The sequence below is a fragment of the Echinicola shivajiensis genome, from assembly GCF_018642165.1.
In the GTDB taxonomy this organism is placed as follows: domain Bacteria; phylum Bacteroidota; class Bacteroidia; order Cytophagales; family Cyclobacteriaceae; genus Echinicola; species Echinicola shivajiensis.
In genome coordinates this window covers 146,595-166,819 of the sequence record NZ_JAHHZM010000006.1, presented here as the reverse complement: position 1 = coordinate 166,819, position 20,225 = coordinate 146,595, and the positions used below count along the sequence as shown (strand labels likewise).

The 20,225-nt window shown below is 39.4% G+C and carries 12 protein-coding genes; all 12 read right to left on the bottom strand.

What is annotated here, in order from left to right; translation table 11 throughout:
- Window positions 1–29 precede the first annotated feature (29 nt).
- Window positions 30–1,538: an arylsulfatase gene (locus KMW37_RS12415; RefSeq protein ID WP_215224952.1), complete on the bottom strand. Its 1,509-nt coding sequence runs from the start codon at window positions 1,536–1,538 to the stop codon at window positions 30–32.
- Between the two features lie 114 nt (window positions 1,539–1,652).
- The gene (locus KMW37_RS12410) at window positions 1,653–3,206 is read right to left on the bottom strand and encodes an arylsulfatase (protein ID WP_215224951.1); all 1,554 of its coding nucleotides are present in this window, start codon (window positions 3,204–3,206) and stop codon (window positions 1,653–1,655) included.
- Between the two features lie 408 nt (window positions 3,207–3,614).
- Complete coding sequence (locus tag KMW37_RS12405; protein WP_215224950.1) at window positions 3,615–5,687, bottom strand: GDSL-type esterase/lipase family protein; 2,073 nt, start codon at window positions 5,685–5,687, stop codon at window positions 3,615–3,617.
- Between the two features lie 12 nt (window positions 5,688–5,699).
- Entirely contained in the window at window positions 5,700–7,682 is a 1,983-nt protein-coding gene (locus KMW37_RS12400) for a family 20 glycosylhydrolase (RefSeq protein ID WP_215224949.1), read from the bottom strand.
- A 62-nt stretch (window positions 7,683–7,744) separates the two neighbouring features.
- A complete protein-coding gene (locus KMW37_RS12395) occupies window positions 7,745–8,518 on the bottom strand; it encodes a creatininase family protein (protein WP_215224948.1) in 774 nt (257 codons plus the stop codon).
- Between the two features lie 76 nt (window positions 8,519–8,594).
- On the bottom strand, window positions 8,595–9,794 hold the full coding sequence (locus KMW37_RS12390; RefSeq protein WP_215224947.1) for an AGE family epimerase/isomerase: 1,200 nt from the start codon (window positions 9,792–9,794) through the stop codon (window positions 8,595–8,597).
- Window positions 9,795–9,907: 113 nt separating this feature from the next.
- Complete coding sequence (locus KMW37_RS12385; protein ID WP_246581468.1) at window positions 9,908–11,485, bottom strand: sialidase family protein; 1,578 nt, start codon at window positions 11,483–11,485, stop codon at window positions 9,908–9,910.
- Window positions 11,486–11,495: 10 nt separating this feature from the next.
- The gene (locus tag KMW37_RS12380) at window positions 11,496–14,219 is read right to left on the bottom strand and encodes a sodium:solute symporter family transporter (RefSeq protein ID WP_215224946.1); all 2,724 of its coding nucleotides are present in this window, start codon (window positions 14,217–14,219) and stop codon (window positions 11,496–11,498) included.
- Between the two features lie 51 nt (window positions 14,220–14,270).
- Window positions 14,271–15,215: a dihydrodipicolinate synthase family protein gene (locus KMW37_RS12375; protein ID WP_317195571.1), complete on the bottom strand. Its 945-nt coding sequence runs from the start codon at window positions 15,213–15,215 to the stop codon at window positions 14,271–14,273.
- Between the two features lie 50 nt (window positions 15,216–15,265).
- Window positions 15,266–16,759, bottom strand: a complete 1,494-nt coding sequence (locus KMW37_RS12370) for a RagB/SusD family nutrient uptake outer membrane protein (protein ID WP_215224945.1) — start codon at window positions 16,757–16,759, stop codon at window positions 15,266–15,268.
- Between the two features lie 16 nt (window positions 16,760–16,775).
- Complete coding sequence (locus tag KMW37_RS12365) at window positions 16,776–19,949, bottom strand: SusC/RagA family TonB-linked outer membrane protein (RefSeq protein WP_215224944.1); 3,174 nt, start codon at window positions 19,947–19,949, stop codon at window positions 16,776–16,778.
- 38 nt (window positions 19,950–19,987) lie between these two features.
- A complete protein-coding gene (locus KMW37_RS12360) occupies window positions 19,988–20,152 on the bottom strand; it encodes a hypothetical protein (RefSeq protein WP_215224943.1) in 165 nt (54 codons plus the stop codon).
- Window positions 20,153–20,225: the final 73 nt, after the last annotated feature.

Sequence of the window (20,225 nt, the reverse complement as noted above, 5' to 3'; positions counted from 1 at the left end):
CTGTCCGATGTTGATTTCTTATTATCCAATTATTGTGCACTTGGGTGCGCTGTCATGCTTTGAACCACAGCATCAATGGACAACGATCCACCCTTAACAGGTGGAAAATCCTTGAATGTAGCCAAGAACTCAGCAGCATACTCCTGAGCAGGAACAAACAACCACATATTATCCGCATACCATCTGGTATACAAAGCGGACTTCCAAGAAACCTCATACGGATCAGCTCTTAAGTTGATCACAATTGGCCAGCTAGGCTGCTTGCGATAAGCCTCATTGATTGATCCTTCCATAATGGTGAAGTGCAGTTTCCAATTGTTATAACGGATAGCATTCAGATTACCTCCAGCATCAAAATAAAAGATTTCATGCCTAGGAGATTCATCAAGCTCTCCTTTGAAATAAGGCATCAAATTATATCCATCTAAATGAGCTTTGAAATTCTTGCCGTTTGCTTGATATCCAGTCAATAACTTTTCCTTAACATTAGGTTCTCCTGCAGCTGCTACCAAGGTTGGCATCATATCCTCATGTGAGAAAATATCATTATAGATCGTTCCTGGTTCAATCACTCCTGGCCACCGAATGACACAAGGAGCTCTGAATCCACCCTCCCAAGTACTGCCTTTTTCACCTGCAAATGGAGTAGTACCTCCATCAGGCCATGTGAATTTCTCTGCGCCATTATCAGTAGAATACATGATGATGGTATTATCTATGATTCCCAGCTCTTCGAGCTTGGCCAAAACCCTACCTATAGCCTTGTCATGTTCTACCATTCCATCAGGATATAAGCCAATTCCTGTAACCCCAACACTTTCTTCTTTTAAGTGTGTCCAAACGTGCATTCTAGTCGCACTCAACCACACAAAGAAAGGCTTACCAGCTGCATGCGTTCTTTCGATAAAATCAATAGCAGCATCGGTAAATTCCTGATCAGCTGTTTCCATACGCTTTCTGGTCAATGGGCCTGTATCTTCCATCCTGCCATCAGCATAAGAGTGAATCACACCCCTTGGACCATATTTTTCATGAAATTCAGGATCCTTTGGATAATAATAGCTTTCCGGTTCTTCTTCTGCATTTAAATGATAAAGGTTTCCGAAAAACTCATCAAATCCATGATTGGTTGGTAAATGTTCATCCCTATCGCCCAGGTGATTCTTTCCGAATTGACCGGACATATAGCCATGAGGCTTCAATAACTCGGCTATGGTCGGTTGATTGTCTTGAATACCTTGTTTGGCGCCAGGCATACCAATGGTCAACAAACCAGTTCTAAAAGGATGTTGGCCCAAGATAAAAGCCGCTCTACCAGCCGTACAGGACTGCTGCGCATACCAATCAGTAAACATCGCACCTTCTTTAGCTATGCGGTCTATATTGGGTGTTTTATATCCCATCATCCCATGATTATAGACGCTGACATTCGCCCACCCTATATCATCACCCCATATCACCAGGATATTGGGTTTGTCTTGGGCATAAATAGCCCCAAAGACCATTGTTATAATAATTACTAAAGTTATTTTTTTCATAGCTTATTAGATTATTTAAGTTTCAATTATTTAAGCTACCCTCCATTGCCTATCTAGAAAAAATATACTGTTTTGAATAATCCGAGAATCCTTTTGGTTAACCTCAACTAGGCATTAGTTACCCTTTTGACCAGCAGTCAAAGATTCCATAACTTCATCAAGATTAAATGAAGAAGGTTTTTGTCTTGGGGGATATTCCTGAAAAGAAGAGATCATTTTACCGGCAATGACTTGTGAAGCGCCACCTGCAAACTGAATGATTCCTTCCATCCATTCATAATAACTGTTGGAATTGTGTTGAGCCCTTTCAAAAGGATCCATTCTCAAATCAAATATTAGAGGAATTCTTAGTTGAACGAATGGGTACATCCAAACTCCAAACTTGGAGGACTGTTGCTCCATAAATACCAATTTCCAACGGTCATAGCGCATGGCAACCAATTGTCCATCATCATTCCAATAGAAAAATTCCCTACGAGGCCAATTAGTGGCTCCGTATTGGTCCCTACCTATTTCTCTTTCACCAGTTAAAAAAGGTAAAAGATTATAGCCATCTAAATGCACCTTATAGTTCATATTTCCTACCTGATAGCCAGACATCAACTTTTCCTTGATGTTGTCATCTCCCACTGCCGCCATTAATGTAGGTAGCCAATCATTACCAGAAACAATTTCATTAAACACTTTACCGGCAGGGATTTTTCCTGGCCACTTTATTATACAAGGTACCCTGTAACCTCCATCCCAATTGGTGTTCTTTTCACCCCTAAATGGTGTTATTCCTCCGTCAGGCCACATGTTAAAATGAGGTCCGTTATCCGTAGTGTAAATGACAATGGTGTTATCGTCTACACCAAGTTCCTCCAATTTGTTCAATAACTTGCCTATCTGATCATCATGCTGAACCATACCATCAGCATATTCACTAAGCCCTGTTTTACCAGCATATTCCTCTGGTACGTGGGTCACATAGTGCATTCGGGTTGTATTGAACCATACAAAAAATGGCTTATCATTGTTAACCTGTCTATCAATAAAATCCGTAGTAGCATCCAGCACTTCCTGATCAATCGTCTCCATTCTTTTCTTGGTCAATGGCCCTGTATCTTCGACACTACCATCCGCAGAACTTCTTATAACCCCTCTAGGACCAAACTGCTTTCTAAATTCTGGATTCTTAGGATAGTATGGATTTTCTGGTGTTTCCTCTGCATTCAAATGGTATAGGTTCCCAAAAAATTCATCAAAACCATGGTTGGTGGGCAAAAACTCATCCAAATCACCCAAATGATTTTTTCCAAATTGTCCAGTAGCATACCCTAAAGGTTTTAAAAGTTCTGCCAAAGTGGGATCCTCAGGTTGAATTCCCAAGGTCGCACCCGGAATGCCTACTTTAGTCATTCCAGTCCTAACGGGCATTTGACCTGTAATAAAGGCTGCTCTACCAGCAGTACAGGATTGTTCGGCATAATAATCTGTGAAAGTTGCTCCCTCTGCAGCAAGTTTATCAATGTTGGGGGTCATATACCCCATCATTCCTTTATTATTATAACTTAAATTCCAATAGCCTATATCGTCTCCCATAATCACTAGAATATTTGGCTTTTCTTGAGCCAAGAGTCCACTAAAGACCAGTGTTAAACAGAGAATTAATGCAGTTCTTTTCATAATTATTTAGTTTTCATGGATTTAGTTAACATGGACAGATTTGTCAATCGTTTACTTTTAAAAAACAAATTAACAAGACTGGAATCCCATTGATTATTTTCATATATCCAGTCAATTAAAAATACATTACAATTGCGCCCTTTTATGGCAATTAGCCTTAATCAATGCCAACTTTTGGCAAATATTGGCAAAGACCAAACTTAAAGGCATTCAAAAAATATAATTTCAATCCAAAAAAAATTAAAAAACATCCAATTTAACTTTCTTTAAAAAGCAGCTCCTATTAATTCTCTTTGCCTGTTTAAAAATTCATAAATTGGTATTTTAAAATTCATTATTACGAAATTTAAACCCTCAAGAATATTTTAAAAACGGATTTTCGAAGTAATAAAAATTTAACGGATAGTATTATTTTTCAATTTTATATTCGCTTGTCCCTAATGGTAAATTAGCCTCATTGACCAAATTCCCCCGACTGAACGGCTCAAAACCATATAGGACTTTGGAAAGTAAAATATTATCAGGAACAGGTAAAACCACCGTATCTTTCTCTATTCTTCCTATTACAGGAAACCTTTTCCCTTGATCACTCAATAACTCAAACCCTAAAACCGGGCCTCCATTATTGGTTTGTAAGCTACCAGCATTCTTGAAAATGAGAACTAGTTTATCTCCATTGAATTTAATATGCTCCAGTTCAGGTCCTTTTGACAAAACCTCCATTCCATATCCATTACCCATGGCACTCAAAGCTAACCTTCGTCCCACTTCTTTTTTTGCCTTGGGATGCACATCCAGTGAATCACCAAGGTCCAATGTGACTATCATATGAGAATTTGGGAGAGTATAATTTAATTCTTGTTGCATATTTCTAAAAGTAGGCCATGAAGGTCGTGCAAGGCTAGGAAGTTGTACAAAATAAATAGGAAGCGTGAGATTTTTCCATTTAAGGCGATAATCCTCAATCATGGCTTGAAATTGCCTAACATATAATTCAGGGTTATGGGCATTACTTTCACCTTGGTACCAAAGAATCCCTTTAATCCCAAAAGGAATAATTTTTCTCAAAGCAGCATCATAAATGTATGACGGTTCATAAGGATGCCTTTGCGTTGAATTCCATTTAGATGATAAATTTACTTTTGCTCTTTCTCTCACCCATGGCATGATAAAGTCAGAATTTTCCCAATCATGCAACATATCTACCAATAAATCATCCTTCATTAGCACCTCTCTCGATATAAATGATTCAATTGGGGCTCCTCCCAATGCCAGCTGAATTATGCCAATGGGAACAACTACCTCCTTTGACAATTCCTTTCCAAAATGGTATGAAACTGCAGAAAACCCGGATTTATCAACATTCCATTTACTGGTAAAATAGGACAATTCGTTCACCTGAGTTAAGGTAAGGCTGTCCCAAGACGCGTTATTGGTTTCTTTATTAGGCAAATATTGAAACAGACGCATATTTGTTTCTTCTTTAGATAAGCTTTCCTCTGCCCAAGAAACTGATGAATTTAGAGGAAAAGCCATATTGGATTGCCCCATACATAGCCAAACATCACCGACCATTACATCCGTATAATTGAGTATTTGATCTTCCTGCTGAATAGATAATTTATAAGGTCCACCAACAGCTATATCTTTCAAATACACCATCCATTCACCTTGGGGATCCACCTTTACTTTTGCTGATTTATCATAAAGACTAACCTCAACTAGTTTACCTGGATCACCCTTTCCAAAAACAGGAATACTGTCCCCACGCTGCAGCACCATACCATCCCCAAATATCGATGTCATACGAAGACCTCCAAAATCATTTTTCAAATTGGCATAAACCCGCTCTGCCATTATTTTTGCTCCTTCTTTATTGGGATGAACCTGATCAGGGAATAGGTCTGGCCTAGAAATGAATGGCTGATAAAAATCAATTAGATATACATTATTAGCTTTTGAAAGCTCTATTATTTGTTCACGAATTTCACTGTGCCAATCCCGGGTTCCTGACTTAAACCTCGGATGCCCACTAAAAATAGGACTTAAGATAGCCACATGGATTTCCATTTTGGGATTAGAGACTCTTAGGGTATCAATTAACCAAGAATAATCCCTTTTAAAATCCAATCTATAATTCGGCCAATTACGGGGATCCGTATCATTCAAACCCAAATGGATAACAGCAATATCCGCATCAAATCTAACCACCTCCTTGAATTCATCAGTCAAATAGTAGGGATGATGGCCCTTGCGGAGCAAAGTTGCTCCACTATGTCCAAAATTCTTTACAGTATAAGCTTCTCCAAGCAGCTTTTGTAACTGGGCTGGATAGGAATTTAGCTCCCTATCTTTAATACCCGCACCATAGGTGACAGAATTTCCTACACAGGCCACCTTGATGGTTCCTTGGGCAAAAATATTCGTATTGGACAATATTATGATGATAAACCATGCTGTTATCGTTAAAATCCTTACCATATTGACTACTGTTTAATAATTTTCAGTGTCAGGTTTAGTAGAAAACCTAAGCCCCTTTTGATCATCAAAAACAAAGGTGTACATCCATTTTACTAATCTTATTTCTTGGCTACTGAATTCGCCAACAGGGAGCTTCAACACCAATTTGTTCCACCCTCTTGATAGCTCAATGGGCATTAATGGCCTACTTTGTAAATTTTCATTGGACAAAGAGATTTCATTATTCCTTTCAGTATGTGTATTTTTCCATACTGGGGGCAATAATTCCTGTCCATTTACCCAAACCCTGCTTTGCTTATAATCCCATTTTCCCTTGGGAGGGGGCAAATCCTTTTCAGACCTACTATAATCTTGAAAACTGATCCATGCCCCTACCTGCTGCTTTTTAGGTGAATATACCCATGTAAAAGCATAAGCCGTATGATCAGTTTTAGGATCAGGATAAAGTGCAGGCACCAGCTTTCCCCAAACATGACGAAGATAAACCGTCCCTCCTCGCGTTTTAATGGTAGGGTATTTATCATCCAGTTCTTTAGTTGGAGTTAAAAGGTCTTTCTCAATCGGAAAAATCTTTTTCAAATTCCCTCCATTTGGAAAGGCCTCGCTGATTTCCCACTGGATATTACTTTGTTTAAGATATGGAAATGGCATTTCCTTAAAATACATGGATTTATGGGCCAATAACCTATCCTCGAAAGCTTCCCATTCTTGAAATGAATTGCTAGCATATTCTGGAAATTTTACTCCAATTTCATCAAAATATCCATCACCCCCCCCTCTCCAAAGCCTTTCCGAAAAAGTCAGCATTAATGGATAGAAATTGTTTTCACGGATGAGATCTTCAGCACAGTTTAACTTCCTGTCATTCCAAACTGCCAGTATGGATCCTGCAACCTGGTCACTTCCTTGTGATTGGCCCAGAACATTGCTTCTATACAGGCTAACCAAATCGGCAAATGGATCAAAGTGATTGATATAGTGAAACTTGGAATCAATGATAGGTATATTTCCAATTTGCTTTCCACGATAGCTCCATAACTGAAGCATATCAATGTCTCCCTCCTTATACTGCCAGCCGGGGTTCCAAGATATAACTTTAAATCCCATACCGCGGACATGATCTACCATTTCTGGAACAAAATCTTCATTTACAAAATGTACTTCGTCAGTACCTATATGCATATAGGGTACCCCACTGAAAATCTCCCCCACTTCACTCATTAATGACTTAAGTATGGCCATTCCTTCCTTGGATTGCATATCATGGCCCGTGGCCCTTCGAAACGCTCCACTATGTCCGGGCATATCAATTTCAGGGATAACTATTACCTGATGTTCCTTGGCATATTCCAGCAACTCAGCTACCTCTTCTTTTTTATAATATTCACCCGGAAAGCGTTCAAAATTACCCGCATCATTGAGTTCTGGAAAAATTTCGGATTCCAACCTCCAAGCCAGATCTTCGGTCAAATGCCAGTGAAAGACATTGATTTTATATCTGGAAAGCCGCTTGATTTGCTCTTTAAGCTCCTCTATAGGAATGAAACTCCTACCAACATCATGCATAAAGCCCCGGATTCGAAAAGCCGGCCAATCTTTAATTTCGCAATAGGGATAGGATTCGTTCTCTTTATCTTTCAGTTGCTCTAAAGTTTGAAGTGCATAGAAAGCCCCTTTTTCATGGATGGCCTCAATGGTAATCCCGTCCTTATCGATCTTTAAATGATATGCCTCATCTTGGTTAATCTGCACGCCTGCTATAAGATTTACCTTTTTCACCAAGAATTTTGTCTTTCCTTCTTGTATATTTTCCACACCGGATTCTTCCAAATATTTTTGAAAGTGACCATTCAGTAAATCGATAGAAGTAGAGACTTCCTCTAGATAAAGTTGACCTGAATTGACCTTAACAAGCTGTGGCTTTGGAAGTAAAAAATCCACCTGAGCAAAGACAGAATGGCCCATTAAACATAACAACAACAATAGCTTCCTCATTTCAATTAATTTATATATCAAATTCCCTAAAAAACTAACAACTAGAGATTCCAAACCATCCTTTATTCTCTTAAATCATAAATATCTTGGGGATCTACTGTATTCAACTCAATCATGAAATCTGAAATATTATCGGTAAGTATTTCCAAAAATATCTTTCCCTTTTCAGCACTGGCCAATGTTGGATTACCAACTCCTGTATCCTTGCTCACCATATCCCAATTTCTTGGAGTCCACACCAGTTTATCTTTCAATCCTTTAAGTTTAAAACCGATCGACTCACCATTTCCCGCTAAATTAAGTGGCAAAACATAATCAGGAAAAAGGTATTGCATGATACTGGTCTCCATTTCTCCTGCATGGTCTCCTGGTTCATCAAAGTATTGGGAATTATCCATAGCCTTAAACCAATCAATAACTCCAATAAAAAAGTCATCAAACAGAGGTTGCAATTCCCTAATCAATGGTTTAAAATCATTTCCACCATGGCTATTGATGATCACCAGTTTCCGAATTCCCTGACGTGACAAAGATCCTAGGATATCCTTCAAAATAGCCAATTGAGTAGATGCACTCGCATTCAAACAAAAGGGATAATCAATTTGACCTGGATTTTGAACACCTAAGGGGATCCCTGGAAGTACCATCGCTTTTACGCCTTTATCATAAGCCTTGGAAGTTGATAGTTCTGCTATTTTCTCTGATTGCAGGCTATCGGTGCCATATGGCAAATGAAAATTATGGGGTTCGGTAGCTCCCCATGGTAATATGGCCATTTCAAATTTTTCCTCTTTGAGTGATCCCCAATTTGCCTGGTTCAAAATGTATTTCTTCATATCAATTCAATTTGGTTAGTTCACCAAGTCTTATCTTGTAGAATATTTATCTCAGCTTTTCCCCCAAGAAAAATCTTTAAAAACTAGTTGTTCTATTAATTGAAATGGTTTCTTTCTCCAAAGTCTTCCAGACTTGTAATAGGGCTCTTGGCACATGAAAACAACCTTTCCATTTTCCCCCTTTCAAATCCAATATGACTTCTCCTCTTCTATTCAGATAGCCAAACCACTCTCCAAAATCCCGGTCATAGAAAATATTCCAAGCATACTCGTGCACTTTTTCAAACCAGCTGGCGCATTGGTCATTACCAGTCAATTGATAACCTTTAGCAAGCGCAACCAATGTTTCCAAGTGTACCCACCAGAGCTTTTGGTCCCATTCTAACTGTTGCGGAGGATTACCTTTTACATCCAAAAAATAAAAAATGCCACCAAATTCACGATCCCAGCCATATTCCAACTGTTTTAGCATAACTTCAACCGCTTTTTGGGCAAGTTTCTTATCTTCTCTCCTGCTGGCAATATCCATCATGAACCACATGGCCTCAATAGCATGCCCAGGATTTAACAATCTTCCTTCAAAACTATCTGAAAATCCATTATCCAATGTCCTGTTTTCATATACCAACAAGGTCTCTCTATCCAAAAAGTTGTCCATTACTTCATGGATGCATTTGTCCAGGGTTTCCTCCACCATACTGTTATCCAATAGCGGCTCAAGCTCCAAACAAAGATTGCTTAAGATCATAGGCAGAGCAAAGTTCTTTAATGGTCGTGTACCAGGAAAAGCTTTATTATATTTTCCTTTGGGATTATCTTGACGAGAAAGAATCTGATTGAAAATGTTCACTGCTCTTTCTGTACTATGTGAATCACCTGAAACCAAACCATATTTTCCGAATGCCATTGCGGCAAAACAATCGGAAAATATATTGTAGGGCTGGACTAATGGCTGGCCTTCCCGGGTCAGGGAAAAGTAAAATTTCCCTTCATGATCTGCTCCATGATTTTTGAGAAATTCAATTCCCATTTTAGAAAGATCAAGCCATTCCTTTCTTTGGTCCACTTGCTGGTACAAAGTAGCAAACATCCATGCCTGTCGACCTTGAAGCCAAATAAATTTGTCAGTATCGAAAACCTTTCCCTTTCTGTCCAAACAGGTAAAATATCCTCCATTTTCTCTGTCTGGTGAATTTTGCTCCCAAAAAGGCACTATATTTTCCAATAATGCGGTTTTATAGATTTGACCGTATTCTTCTAATTTATTTGTTTTCATGTTTTATAATTTTTAAAAGGACATAGTATTTCCAGCCTTGTACAGTATTCTGTTTAAATCAGAACAGTACAAAGCATAAATACTTACTAACCTATTATGTTACTTTAAATCAGTTAGGGATGCTCGACATTGATTATATCTTTAATGGGCACTATTTGAAAAGTCATATGTGCCTGACTGCTTTCATAAAGAATACCCAAATGCTCTTCGTCTATTACCGTAAGGCATGAATATCCCCATCCTCTTCCTGCATCCAACAAAAGCCCCTCAGACCAAGAATTTCCTTGGTCCTCACTATGCTTGACCGTAATATTATACCGTCCATCAGTTGCTGCGGGATTGGAAAAGAACAATCTTGAAGCATCTTCACTCAAGCGATTCTCAGGATAAGTAATCAAACTACCCATACAAACTGGCTCGGGCAATGCTGATCGGCTTGAAACATGCTCTGTCCATGTTTTACCCAAATCATTGGTTATCGCAACAGAGCGAGCCCCCCCCCTATTGTCCCGCATATTAAGCATTAAACTGCCATCATTGAGTTCTACTACTTGTGCCTCTGTAGTATTGGATTTGGCCCCTGTACCTATATGCCAAGTATCTCCCTTATCTTCACTATAAATAATAGTACTGTGTGGCATATCGTTTTCATCTTTATACTGGCCAGCAAAAACCAAGGTCCCATTTCTCATCGTGATTCCTTTTCCAGGTCCATTAAACATTAACTTCCACTTTTCTTCTTTAATCTGTGAAGTAATACTAATAGGCTCAGACCATGTCTTGCCATCATCTTTGCTTTTGACGAGCATCAACTGACCGGTCTCCTCGGGGCTTAAACCTGCCTGTGAGCTGAACCAAAGTCTTTTGCCAGGTTTTCCATGAGCCCAAAGTGCCATTACGTAAATCGTATTATCAATTGGGTCAACTAATATGGCAGGATCACCAATACCATTTTGATCCTCAGGTATTCCTCCCCATTTACCCATATCCATGATTATCTGCATCGGCTCCCAACTTTCCCCACCATCTGTACTTCTGCTCATTCCCACGTCTATATCTTCCTGTAAATCCACAGAGCTATTGTGCCTTACATCATACACCGCCAACAAGCTTCCCTTTGCTGTAGTGGCAAGACCAGGTATACGGTAAGCGGCTACCCCATCATCACCAGCTGTCCTCAGACTAGTAGCCAATCGTAAGGGCATAAATTTTTCAGATGAAATGGGAATCACATTTCCGCCTTGAAACACTAAACTCTCTACCTTAATATCCACTTTCTCTAATAAAGAAGCATCTGTTTCTGGTTTAATGCTAAGCACTAAATGATGGCTTCCTGCAGTTAAATTTGTGTTAATCTCCAGAGAAGAATTCCTCTTAATATTATCGGTATTTGTTAGAACCCTAGATTCTTTAACATCTTTTTCCTCTTTTATTTCACTAATTTGAACAGCATTCAATAGATCGAACCCATTTATGGATAGCTTTATTTCTTCCAGCTCTATTTCCCGCTCCAATTCAAACTTTAATGAAATGACATCATTATATTTTCCTTTTACAACAGGAATATAATGCTGCTCAATCTCCACATTGATGGTATGTTCAATGTTATTTTCTTGGGCTTTACATTGTAACATTGTACCCAATAAAATGGGCACTGCAAATCCTTTGATGACCTTTATAAAATTAATCATGGTGAATTTATTATGCTTTCTGATTTATCAATTCTTCTTTTTCATATTTTATACTTACAGTTTTATCATTACTTAAAGAATAAACTGTCAAGCCTTTTAAGTCCCTTTTATTGCTGAAAAGGAGACTAAATATATAGGTAAATACCATCGCACTTATCAAGCCTGTAAAAGCATATAAGTGTATACTCAACGGACTGTAATATTTAATTAGCACCTGCACCATTGCACTAGCTAACATTCCCCATACAGCACCTTGTCCATTTACTTTTTTGGAAAGCATTCCAATCAGGAATATCCCTCCAAGTCCACCAGCAAAAAGGCCAATGATCATATTAAATTGATCCCATAACGAAGGTATCCCCAATCCTGCCATCAACAATGCAAAACCAGTCCCAAATAAACCTACAATTACAGTTACCCAACGAGCAAACCTCAGGGAATTTTTTCTTTTGTGGTCCTTAGGAAACAAAATACTATAAAAATCAGTCGTGAGCACTGTAGCTACTGAATTCATACTGCTATCCAAACTGGACATGGCCGCAGCAAAAACAGCTGCTATTAGGATTCCAGATAACCCTTGTGGTAATTGGGTCACAATATAAAATGGAAATATACTATCGGCACTTTCCACTGATGGACTCAATTCTATGGGATGAATTTTATAAAACAGATATAAAGCTGTCCCAATGCTAAAGAAGATAAATGCTGAGGGCAATGCCATAAGCGCACCGGTGCTTATTCCCCTGGCTGCAGTTCTTTCATCTTTAGTAGTCAAATATCTTTGTATAACCGTCTGGTCACTTCCATATTGGACGATATTGCTAGCTATACCTCCTATCAATACCACCCAAAAACTGGTGCCAGTAAAATCAAAACTCATATCAAAAATTCTCACTTTGTCACTTTCTTGAACCAGGGTCAATATTTGGTTAAAATCAAAATCTATTTCAATAAATATATAAGCCAAACAAAGCAAGGCGCCTCCCAATAACACAATTACCTGAATCACATCAGTCCAGATAACCGCCTCTATGCCTCCCAATACAGTATACATGATACTGAGTAAGCCCATAATCAAAATACATAAAGAAACATCTATGCCAGTTACTACCGATAGCGCCAATGATGGTAAAAGCAGTACTATCCCCAATCTTCCCAGCTGCAAACCTGTATAAAGCAAACTTCCGATCAGCCGTACAGTTCTATTATAACGCAACTCAAGATACTCATATGCCGTAGTTAAGTTTAATCTTCTGAAAAATGGTAAGAAAACATAAATGATAATGGGGGCTACCATAATAATCGTCATCAGAAGAAAGAACAGTGTCCAATCCGTTGCAAATGTCTTTGCTGGAATGGCCATAAAAGTGATGGCACTTAGCTGGGTACCAAATATACTGATTCCTGCAGCCCACCATGGTACCCTACCACCTGCTTTAAAGTAATCATCTGTGGAATGTTGCTTTCCTGAGATCAATACGCCCATTAACACCAATGAGCCTAGATAAATGCCCAAAACTGTATAATTAAGCCAACCGAAGTTTACCGCCTTTTCAAATTTTGCTGCATAAATCTTTGGAGTCCTAATTCCTGGAGATATTTCGCCAGAAGGTATGATCAACTCGTCTCCCCACTTTACAGCAGTAGTTGTTACTGGGGTTTCAAAAGGTAAACTGCCATAGTTTGACCAAGAGTCAGTAACCGTATTATAAGCTAAAATACTACCATCAAAGCCCGGATGATTATTCAGGATATGATTTCTTTCCTTTATAAGTCCATCCTTGATGTTATCATCTGACTGACTAGAGATTTCTGATCCTAATCTCTCCAATTGATTAAAAACGTCTCCTCGTACTCCACCATAAAATATTACGTGTGAATTCCCTAAAGACTGTGCTACTCCTGCTGATAGAGAAACATCTTCTCCGTTTTTTTGAATAGGATTCAATATAATCCATTCCTCTGTTTTGGGATTATAGCAATAGGTATCATGGTAGCGTTCACTTATACCATTGCTCATCCTCTGCCTTCCTCCAAATAGGTAAAAGCAATCACTCTCGCCATTATGCTGAACTGCCCCCATAGCATGGGAACGTGCTTCCCCTGGCCATGAAGACAAAGTTTCCCAAGTGGGTCTTTCAGCACTTAGATCCAGACTTAAAAATGCATCCGAAACCCCATTTCCTTCACCTCCTGCTACATAAACTTTACCATCAATAATTCCTCCAGCCGCATTACTTAAAGGAAAAGGCAAATCAGGCATTTTTTCTTTTTTTATCTGCTTAAGTATGGGATCCCACTGAAGTAAGAAAGCCTCATCTAATGCTCCTCTCTCATTTTCTCCCCCAATACATAACACTCCCTTTGAAGTAGAAATACTAAGTCCGTAAGCTATATTTTGTGGCAGCTTTAAACTGATACCCTCTCTCCACTTATAGTTCCCTTCTTCTCTTTCCAAAACATGGATTTGGTTATCATAAACCTTTTGACCTCCATTCCAAGGTAGCTTTTCAGGAAAATTGGCTCCACCAGCCATGATCAGTACATCATTGTGAACACCTACAAACATCCCGGCAAAACCCGGTGATACCTGTTCTCCTGCTTTCGGTAATATATCTGGCAGGGCTGTGAATTTGAACTTACCCAAATTTTCTACTTTTTCTCCTTGGGCAAAGGCTATCCCTGATAAAAAGCTAAAGATGAATAATAAAAGAAAATGGATACTTGACTTCATGAATTTGGTTATTAAAGATTGGTTCTTTGACCAATATTGGCTTATTGAAAATTATACTTTTTTAGCGGACTGGGAAGGCACTAAATATTCCAATACATCAATTGAAAGCAGATCTCTCTGCAGTGTCTCATAATCTTGGTCTTTCAATTGCTTCACTGGCAGCCTGAATTGACCGCAATCCAGCCCACAAATCTTCATGATAGCCTTGCCACAGGCTGCCCCTCCATACTTGCCAAATAGACTTATCATCTCAATGGACTTTTCTTGAAGTTGCCTGGCTTTCTCTATTTCATTATTATTAAAGGCCAATAAAATTTCTTGGTAAAGTGATCCTGCATAATTATAGGTACTACCCACAGCTCCCTTTGCTCCCATGGCTAAGCCAGCCAGCATAGTTTCATCCCAACCCCAAAGGATATCATATTTACCCTCTTCAAATCTCAAGCAACGGTTAAATTCCATCAGGTCATTATGGGTGTACTTGATTCCTGCAAAATTTGGAATACGCTCTCCAGCAAGTTTCAAGAAATCCAACATGGACAATTCCACCTTGGAAAGTAATGGAATATGATAAAAATACAGTGGCAAGTCTGGAGCAGCTTCTGCAATGGGCTGAATGTAATCTAACAATTGTTCGACAGAAGTTGGCCGCATATAATAAGGAGCTGTCAATGCCGTCGCATATAGTCCATTTTCTTGGGCTGCCATTGCCAATTCAATTGCTTCTTTTTGATTAGTGCCTCCCAACATGGAAATAACCTTAAAATCCTCTGAGGAAAAAGGTGCCCATGCTTTAATCAGGTCCAGTTTCTCGGACAATGTTAATGCTGCCCCTTCCCCAGTGGTTCCAGCAATAAATGCCCCAGAAATGCCTTGTGTTTTCAGAGATGAAGCTAAACTTGGAATAAGAGAAATATTCACTTTACCTGATTTATCAAATGGGGTAAAAGTAGCTGCGATTAAACCTTTTATTTTGTCAATTTTCATATTCGTCATGCTGAGTGAAATTAGGGCAAGCAAAAGAGCCTGCCCTATAAATTAAGTTATTAGTTTCCGTATCCAGGATTCTGCTGGATTTTAGAATTAAGACTAATGGTATTCAATGAAATAGGCCATAAAAGCAAATGATCCTGGCCAGCTCTATCCACCAAAGAAGGAACCTGCTCAAAAGCCTTGTCAAATCGGATTACATCCCACCATCTTTTTCCTTCAAATGCCAATTCCAAAAGACGTTCCTGCAAGATCGCTTCATCATTGCTAGCTTGATCTGCGTTCACAAACCTATGTGCTTCAAAATTGTCACCATAGGCTCTTTCCCTAACTTGATTGATCTCAGGGCTAGGGTCTTGTCCCAATGCATTTTTTGCTTCTGCTATCATAAGCAGCAAATCTGCATAACGATATAATATCACATCATCTAAAAATCTCCTGCCAGAAGGATCAACATAACCTCTTAATTTGGTAACAACCGCGGCATATGGTTGCATTTCTCCCGCACTGTTTTCCAAATCGATACTTAGGAAAGTAGCCTCAGTTCTTTGATCATCAGCTGAAAAAGCTGATTTAATCATTTCTGAGGGTCCCCAACGGTTAAGGCCACCACCTTGCCCCAATTTTTCCAATAACTCGCTATTAGCATCTGCTGGAATCTGGTCGTCTCGGATATACATATTGTTATTATAGTTCGTTCCAGATTCCAAATCCCTGAAATGTACCGCCATGATCACCTCACTATTGCCTTTATTGTCATAGCGAAAAATGTCATCATAGCTTTCCAAAAGGCTCATATCAGTTGTTTCTGCAGCCTGAAGAGCTTCTAAGGACTCCTGAATATCAGCATTTCCGCCTCCTAATCTTTTCCCTGTCCATAGGTACACATCACCTTTCAACATATTTGTAGCCGGCTTGGACCAGGAAGCTTTGCCTGCACTCAGTTGATCATTGGGATATAAAGCCAATGCTGTATTTATATCGCTCTTAATAAGTCCAAATACCTCTTCAACAGGAGAGCGCTCTCTAAAGGTAGTTTCTGCATCATAACCTTCTGTGGGAATCGTCACGAGTGGAACATCTCCCCATGTTTTTGCCATAGTGAAATACACATAGGCACGCATGGTATATGCCTCGGCCAGCAATCTGTTCTTATCCTCTTCCCTTGTAAAGGAAATCTCAGGAACATATTTTATGATCAAATTGGCATCGTGCACAATGGTATAAAGTCTTAACCATTCCGGACCTGCATAGTTGGGGTCCAAGGTATTTTCAAAGTACCTTTCCAAGCCCTCCGAAGCCTGAAGGCCGTAACTTAGTGTTCCGCTTCGGCTTTCTCCCCATATATAAAGATTGCTAGCTGCCTGATCTCTAAAACGAACATACATGCCATTAAGAGCTCCTTTTGCATTATCCTCACTGGTCCAGAAACCAGATACGGTAATTTCACTGGTTGGGGTTAACTCTAGATTATCAGTACACGATCCTATGGATAATGTGCTCATCGCCGATATCCCCAATATCAATATATTTTTAGCGTTAATTTTCATTGTTTTGAGATTTGAATTAGAAATTCACGTTGATACCAAAAAGGAAGCTCCTAGGTATTGGATATCTTCCAGAATCTGTTCCTCCCACTTCAGGATTCAGACCTGTGTAATCTGTAAAGTAATACAGATTGGTGCCGGTAAAATAAGTCCTGATATTGGAGATCTTAATTGGATTCAACCACTTCTGAGGAAGATTATAGCTCAATGTAAGCTCTCTGATCGCCAAATAATCTCCTTTCTCATGATAGAAAGTACTACCTCTAAAAGAGTTGTTTTGTGAAAGCTGATCTGCCCAATAGTACCTTGGGATATCCGTAATATCTCCCTGATTTTGCCATGATGTGGTCGTTTCTTCCAAAATCCCGATGTCCCCTTGATATTGTCCATTAAACCTTGCTCGAGACTCATGATAAATCGTATGCCCTAAAGCAAAATCAGTTCTAACTGTCAAAGAAAGCCCCTTATAACTGAAGGTATTAGTAAATCCTCCGGTCCATTTTGGAAAAATATTCCCTGCCAAAACCCTGTCTCTGCTATCAATGGAGTCATTTTGATCCAAATCAGCCCATTGGGTATCACCACCAAATTTACTTTTGTCTCCTCCAGGCACCAATGCATCGTAAGGTCCCTCTGCCGCTTCTTGGTCTGTTGCGTATATACCTAACTGCTGATAGGCAAATAGGTCTCCTATTTTTCCTCCTTCTTGCAAGCCACCTTTCCAAGTGTATTGTCCCAATAAAGGATCATAAACCAAAACGCCTCCTATCCTATTGTTTTCATTCCCATTTTCTGGAAGCTTCACAATGGTATTAATATTATAAGAAGCATTGGCAGCTATATTCCATGCAAAATCCTTGTTCTGAACCACCGCAGCATTGATTTCCATTTCAACACCTTCATTTCTAAGGGATCCCAAGTTGGTTAAAATACTACTGAAGCCGGTGGATTGGGGCAGTTCAAGGTTGGTCAGCAAATTATCTGTCAAGCGATTATAATAATCTGCTATAAAAGTCACCCTGTTATCTATTAAACCTAAGTCAAGGCCGATATCAAAAGTGCCAGATCTCTCCCATTTCAAATCTTGGTTGGCCATACGGTTATTTTGAATGGCTGCCTGATCATAATAGCGGCTTCCTACAGAATAAAGTCCTTGGGCATGAAAATCGGACAGGTTACCGATATTACCATTGACCCCATAACTCGCCCTAAGTTTTAAAGAAGATATCTTTTCTGGCATATTCGTCCAAAACTCCTCCCTATGCAAATTCCATCCTCCGGACACACCAGGGAAAAATCCCCAATAATTATTTGCTCCAAGGTTAGAAGCCCCGTCATATCTGCCCGTTACTGAGAAAAGATATTTCTTATCAAAATCATAATTTACCCTACCAAAATAGCCGACAATTACCTGTTGGCTCAATGAACTGCTTACTGAAGTGGGTTCCGCAGAAGCATTCAAGGTAGGGATCAAATCAGATGCTGCTCCCCTTCCTGTCATACTTGCTACATAGCTTTTTCTATCATAATAGGACCCACCCACCTTAAACTGTAGATTATGTAATCCCAAGGACTTTTGATAGCTAAATACCCCGTCAAATTGTTTCTGCCAATAAAGTGAATTGGAAGCTGATGCTTCTCTCGAATCAACAAACTGCGTTGGCGTATTATAGAAAGATTTCTGAAAGCTATTATTTGTTCCCTGCACATAATAAAGTGAAGCCATAGGCTCAAAAGTCAAATTGGGAAGTATTTCCCAGTTGGCACCGCCTGAAAGGGTCATTCTATTGGTAGCATTCAGGGCATCTATTCTACCTAAATGGTAAAGTGGATTTCCCATGCTTCTGTTTTGGCCAGTAGCCAAAGATCCATCTTCAAAATATAGCTTTGCAGTTGGAGGCAGCCCCAATGCTCTCTGGAATAGCTGATTCTCACTGTATACCTGACTATTTGAAGAGGAAGTAAAGTTCAACCTTCCATAGACCCCCAATTTATCATTGACCTGTACATCTCCATTTAGATGAGTCGTGAATCTTTTAAAATCGGTATTGATAGCAACCCCTTCATTATCCAAATAACCAACACCTATATCGAAGCGGGCCTTTTCAGAACCACCGCTGACATTGACATAGTGATTTTGACTGATAGCCGTTTGGAAAAGGATATCCTGCCAATCAGTATTTGCGAAAATGATGGTCTTGTCTGGATCAGCCGGATCGGGCATTTGCTCCCAACCCTCATTCAATTTATACTCATTTTCAGCTGTAAGGTACTGCGTGGTAAAGGCTGTATTGTTGGATAGATCATTGCCAATACCAAAGCCATTGGCCAAATTTAAACGAAACAAATGCTCAGGATGCTTTTCTCCCGTTGCCAATATTCCTTTCCTGTTAAAATAGATGTAATCTCTTGCTGAGGCCATATCATAGCGATTCCATAATTCGGAAGCACTGATATTATATCGGTAAGAAACCACCGTTTTACCCACTTTTCCAGTTTTGGTCGTGATGATGACAACACCATTGGATCCCCTAGCTCCATAAATCGCTGTGGCAGCTGCATCCTTCAAAACCTGTAAGGATTCTATGTCATCAGGGTTAAGGTCATTCATATTGCTACGAATCACACCATCGATAATATAAAGAGGTTCTGCCCCATTTGGATTATTAATGGAAGTCCCTCCCCTCACGATAACTCTTGGGGAGGCTCCTGGCTGCCCTGAGGTGGTTTGTACTCTTACACCAGATACGGTACCCTGTAAAGCTGAGGCCGCATTGGCGAATGGAACATTTTCCAATACTTTTTCATCCAATTTAGAAACGGCAGAAGTAAGTGTGGCCCTAGACTGTTCACCATAACCAATCACTAATACCTCATCCAGCTGTTTGGCATCCAGTTCCATTTCAACATCCATTACTGAGGCGTTGCCAACAGTGATTTTCTGGCTCACATAACCAATATAGCTGAAGATTAGAATGGAGCCTTTTTCAGCGGAAATAGAATAATTTCCCTCCATGTCTGACACCGTTCCTTTGGTGCTGCCTTCTATTAAAATATTAACACCTGGAATGGTCTCGCCACTTTTGGCATCTCTAACTGTCCCTGTTATACTAGCTTCCTGTGCCATAGCATGACAGGACAAAAGCACCATAAACAGTAGCAGCCACTTTTTCATGTAGTTTTTCAGATACATACTTTTTTGGGTTAAATTGATAAATAAGCTTAAAGCACCTACATATATTGATTGATAAGCTGTACAGCATCGGGTGATATGATCGGGCTTCTCAACAAAGCTAGATAAGGCCTTTTCCACTTAGGTGAACGATCATCCGGATAAGGTCCACTATCATCCGCGAAAGTATCCTGCAGTCCGTAAAAGGGGATAAAATCGTCCATTTCGCATAATATCTAAAAATGAGTCTTCAGTTATCGATGGAAAAAATTAGATTAGAAATCTGAATTAATACCC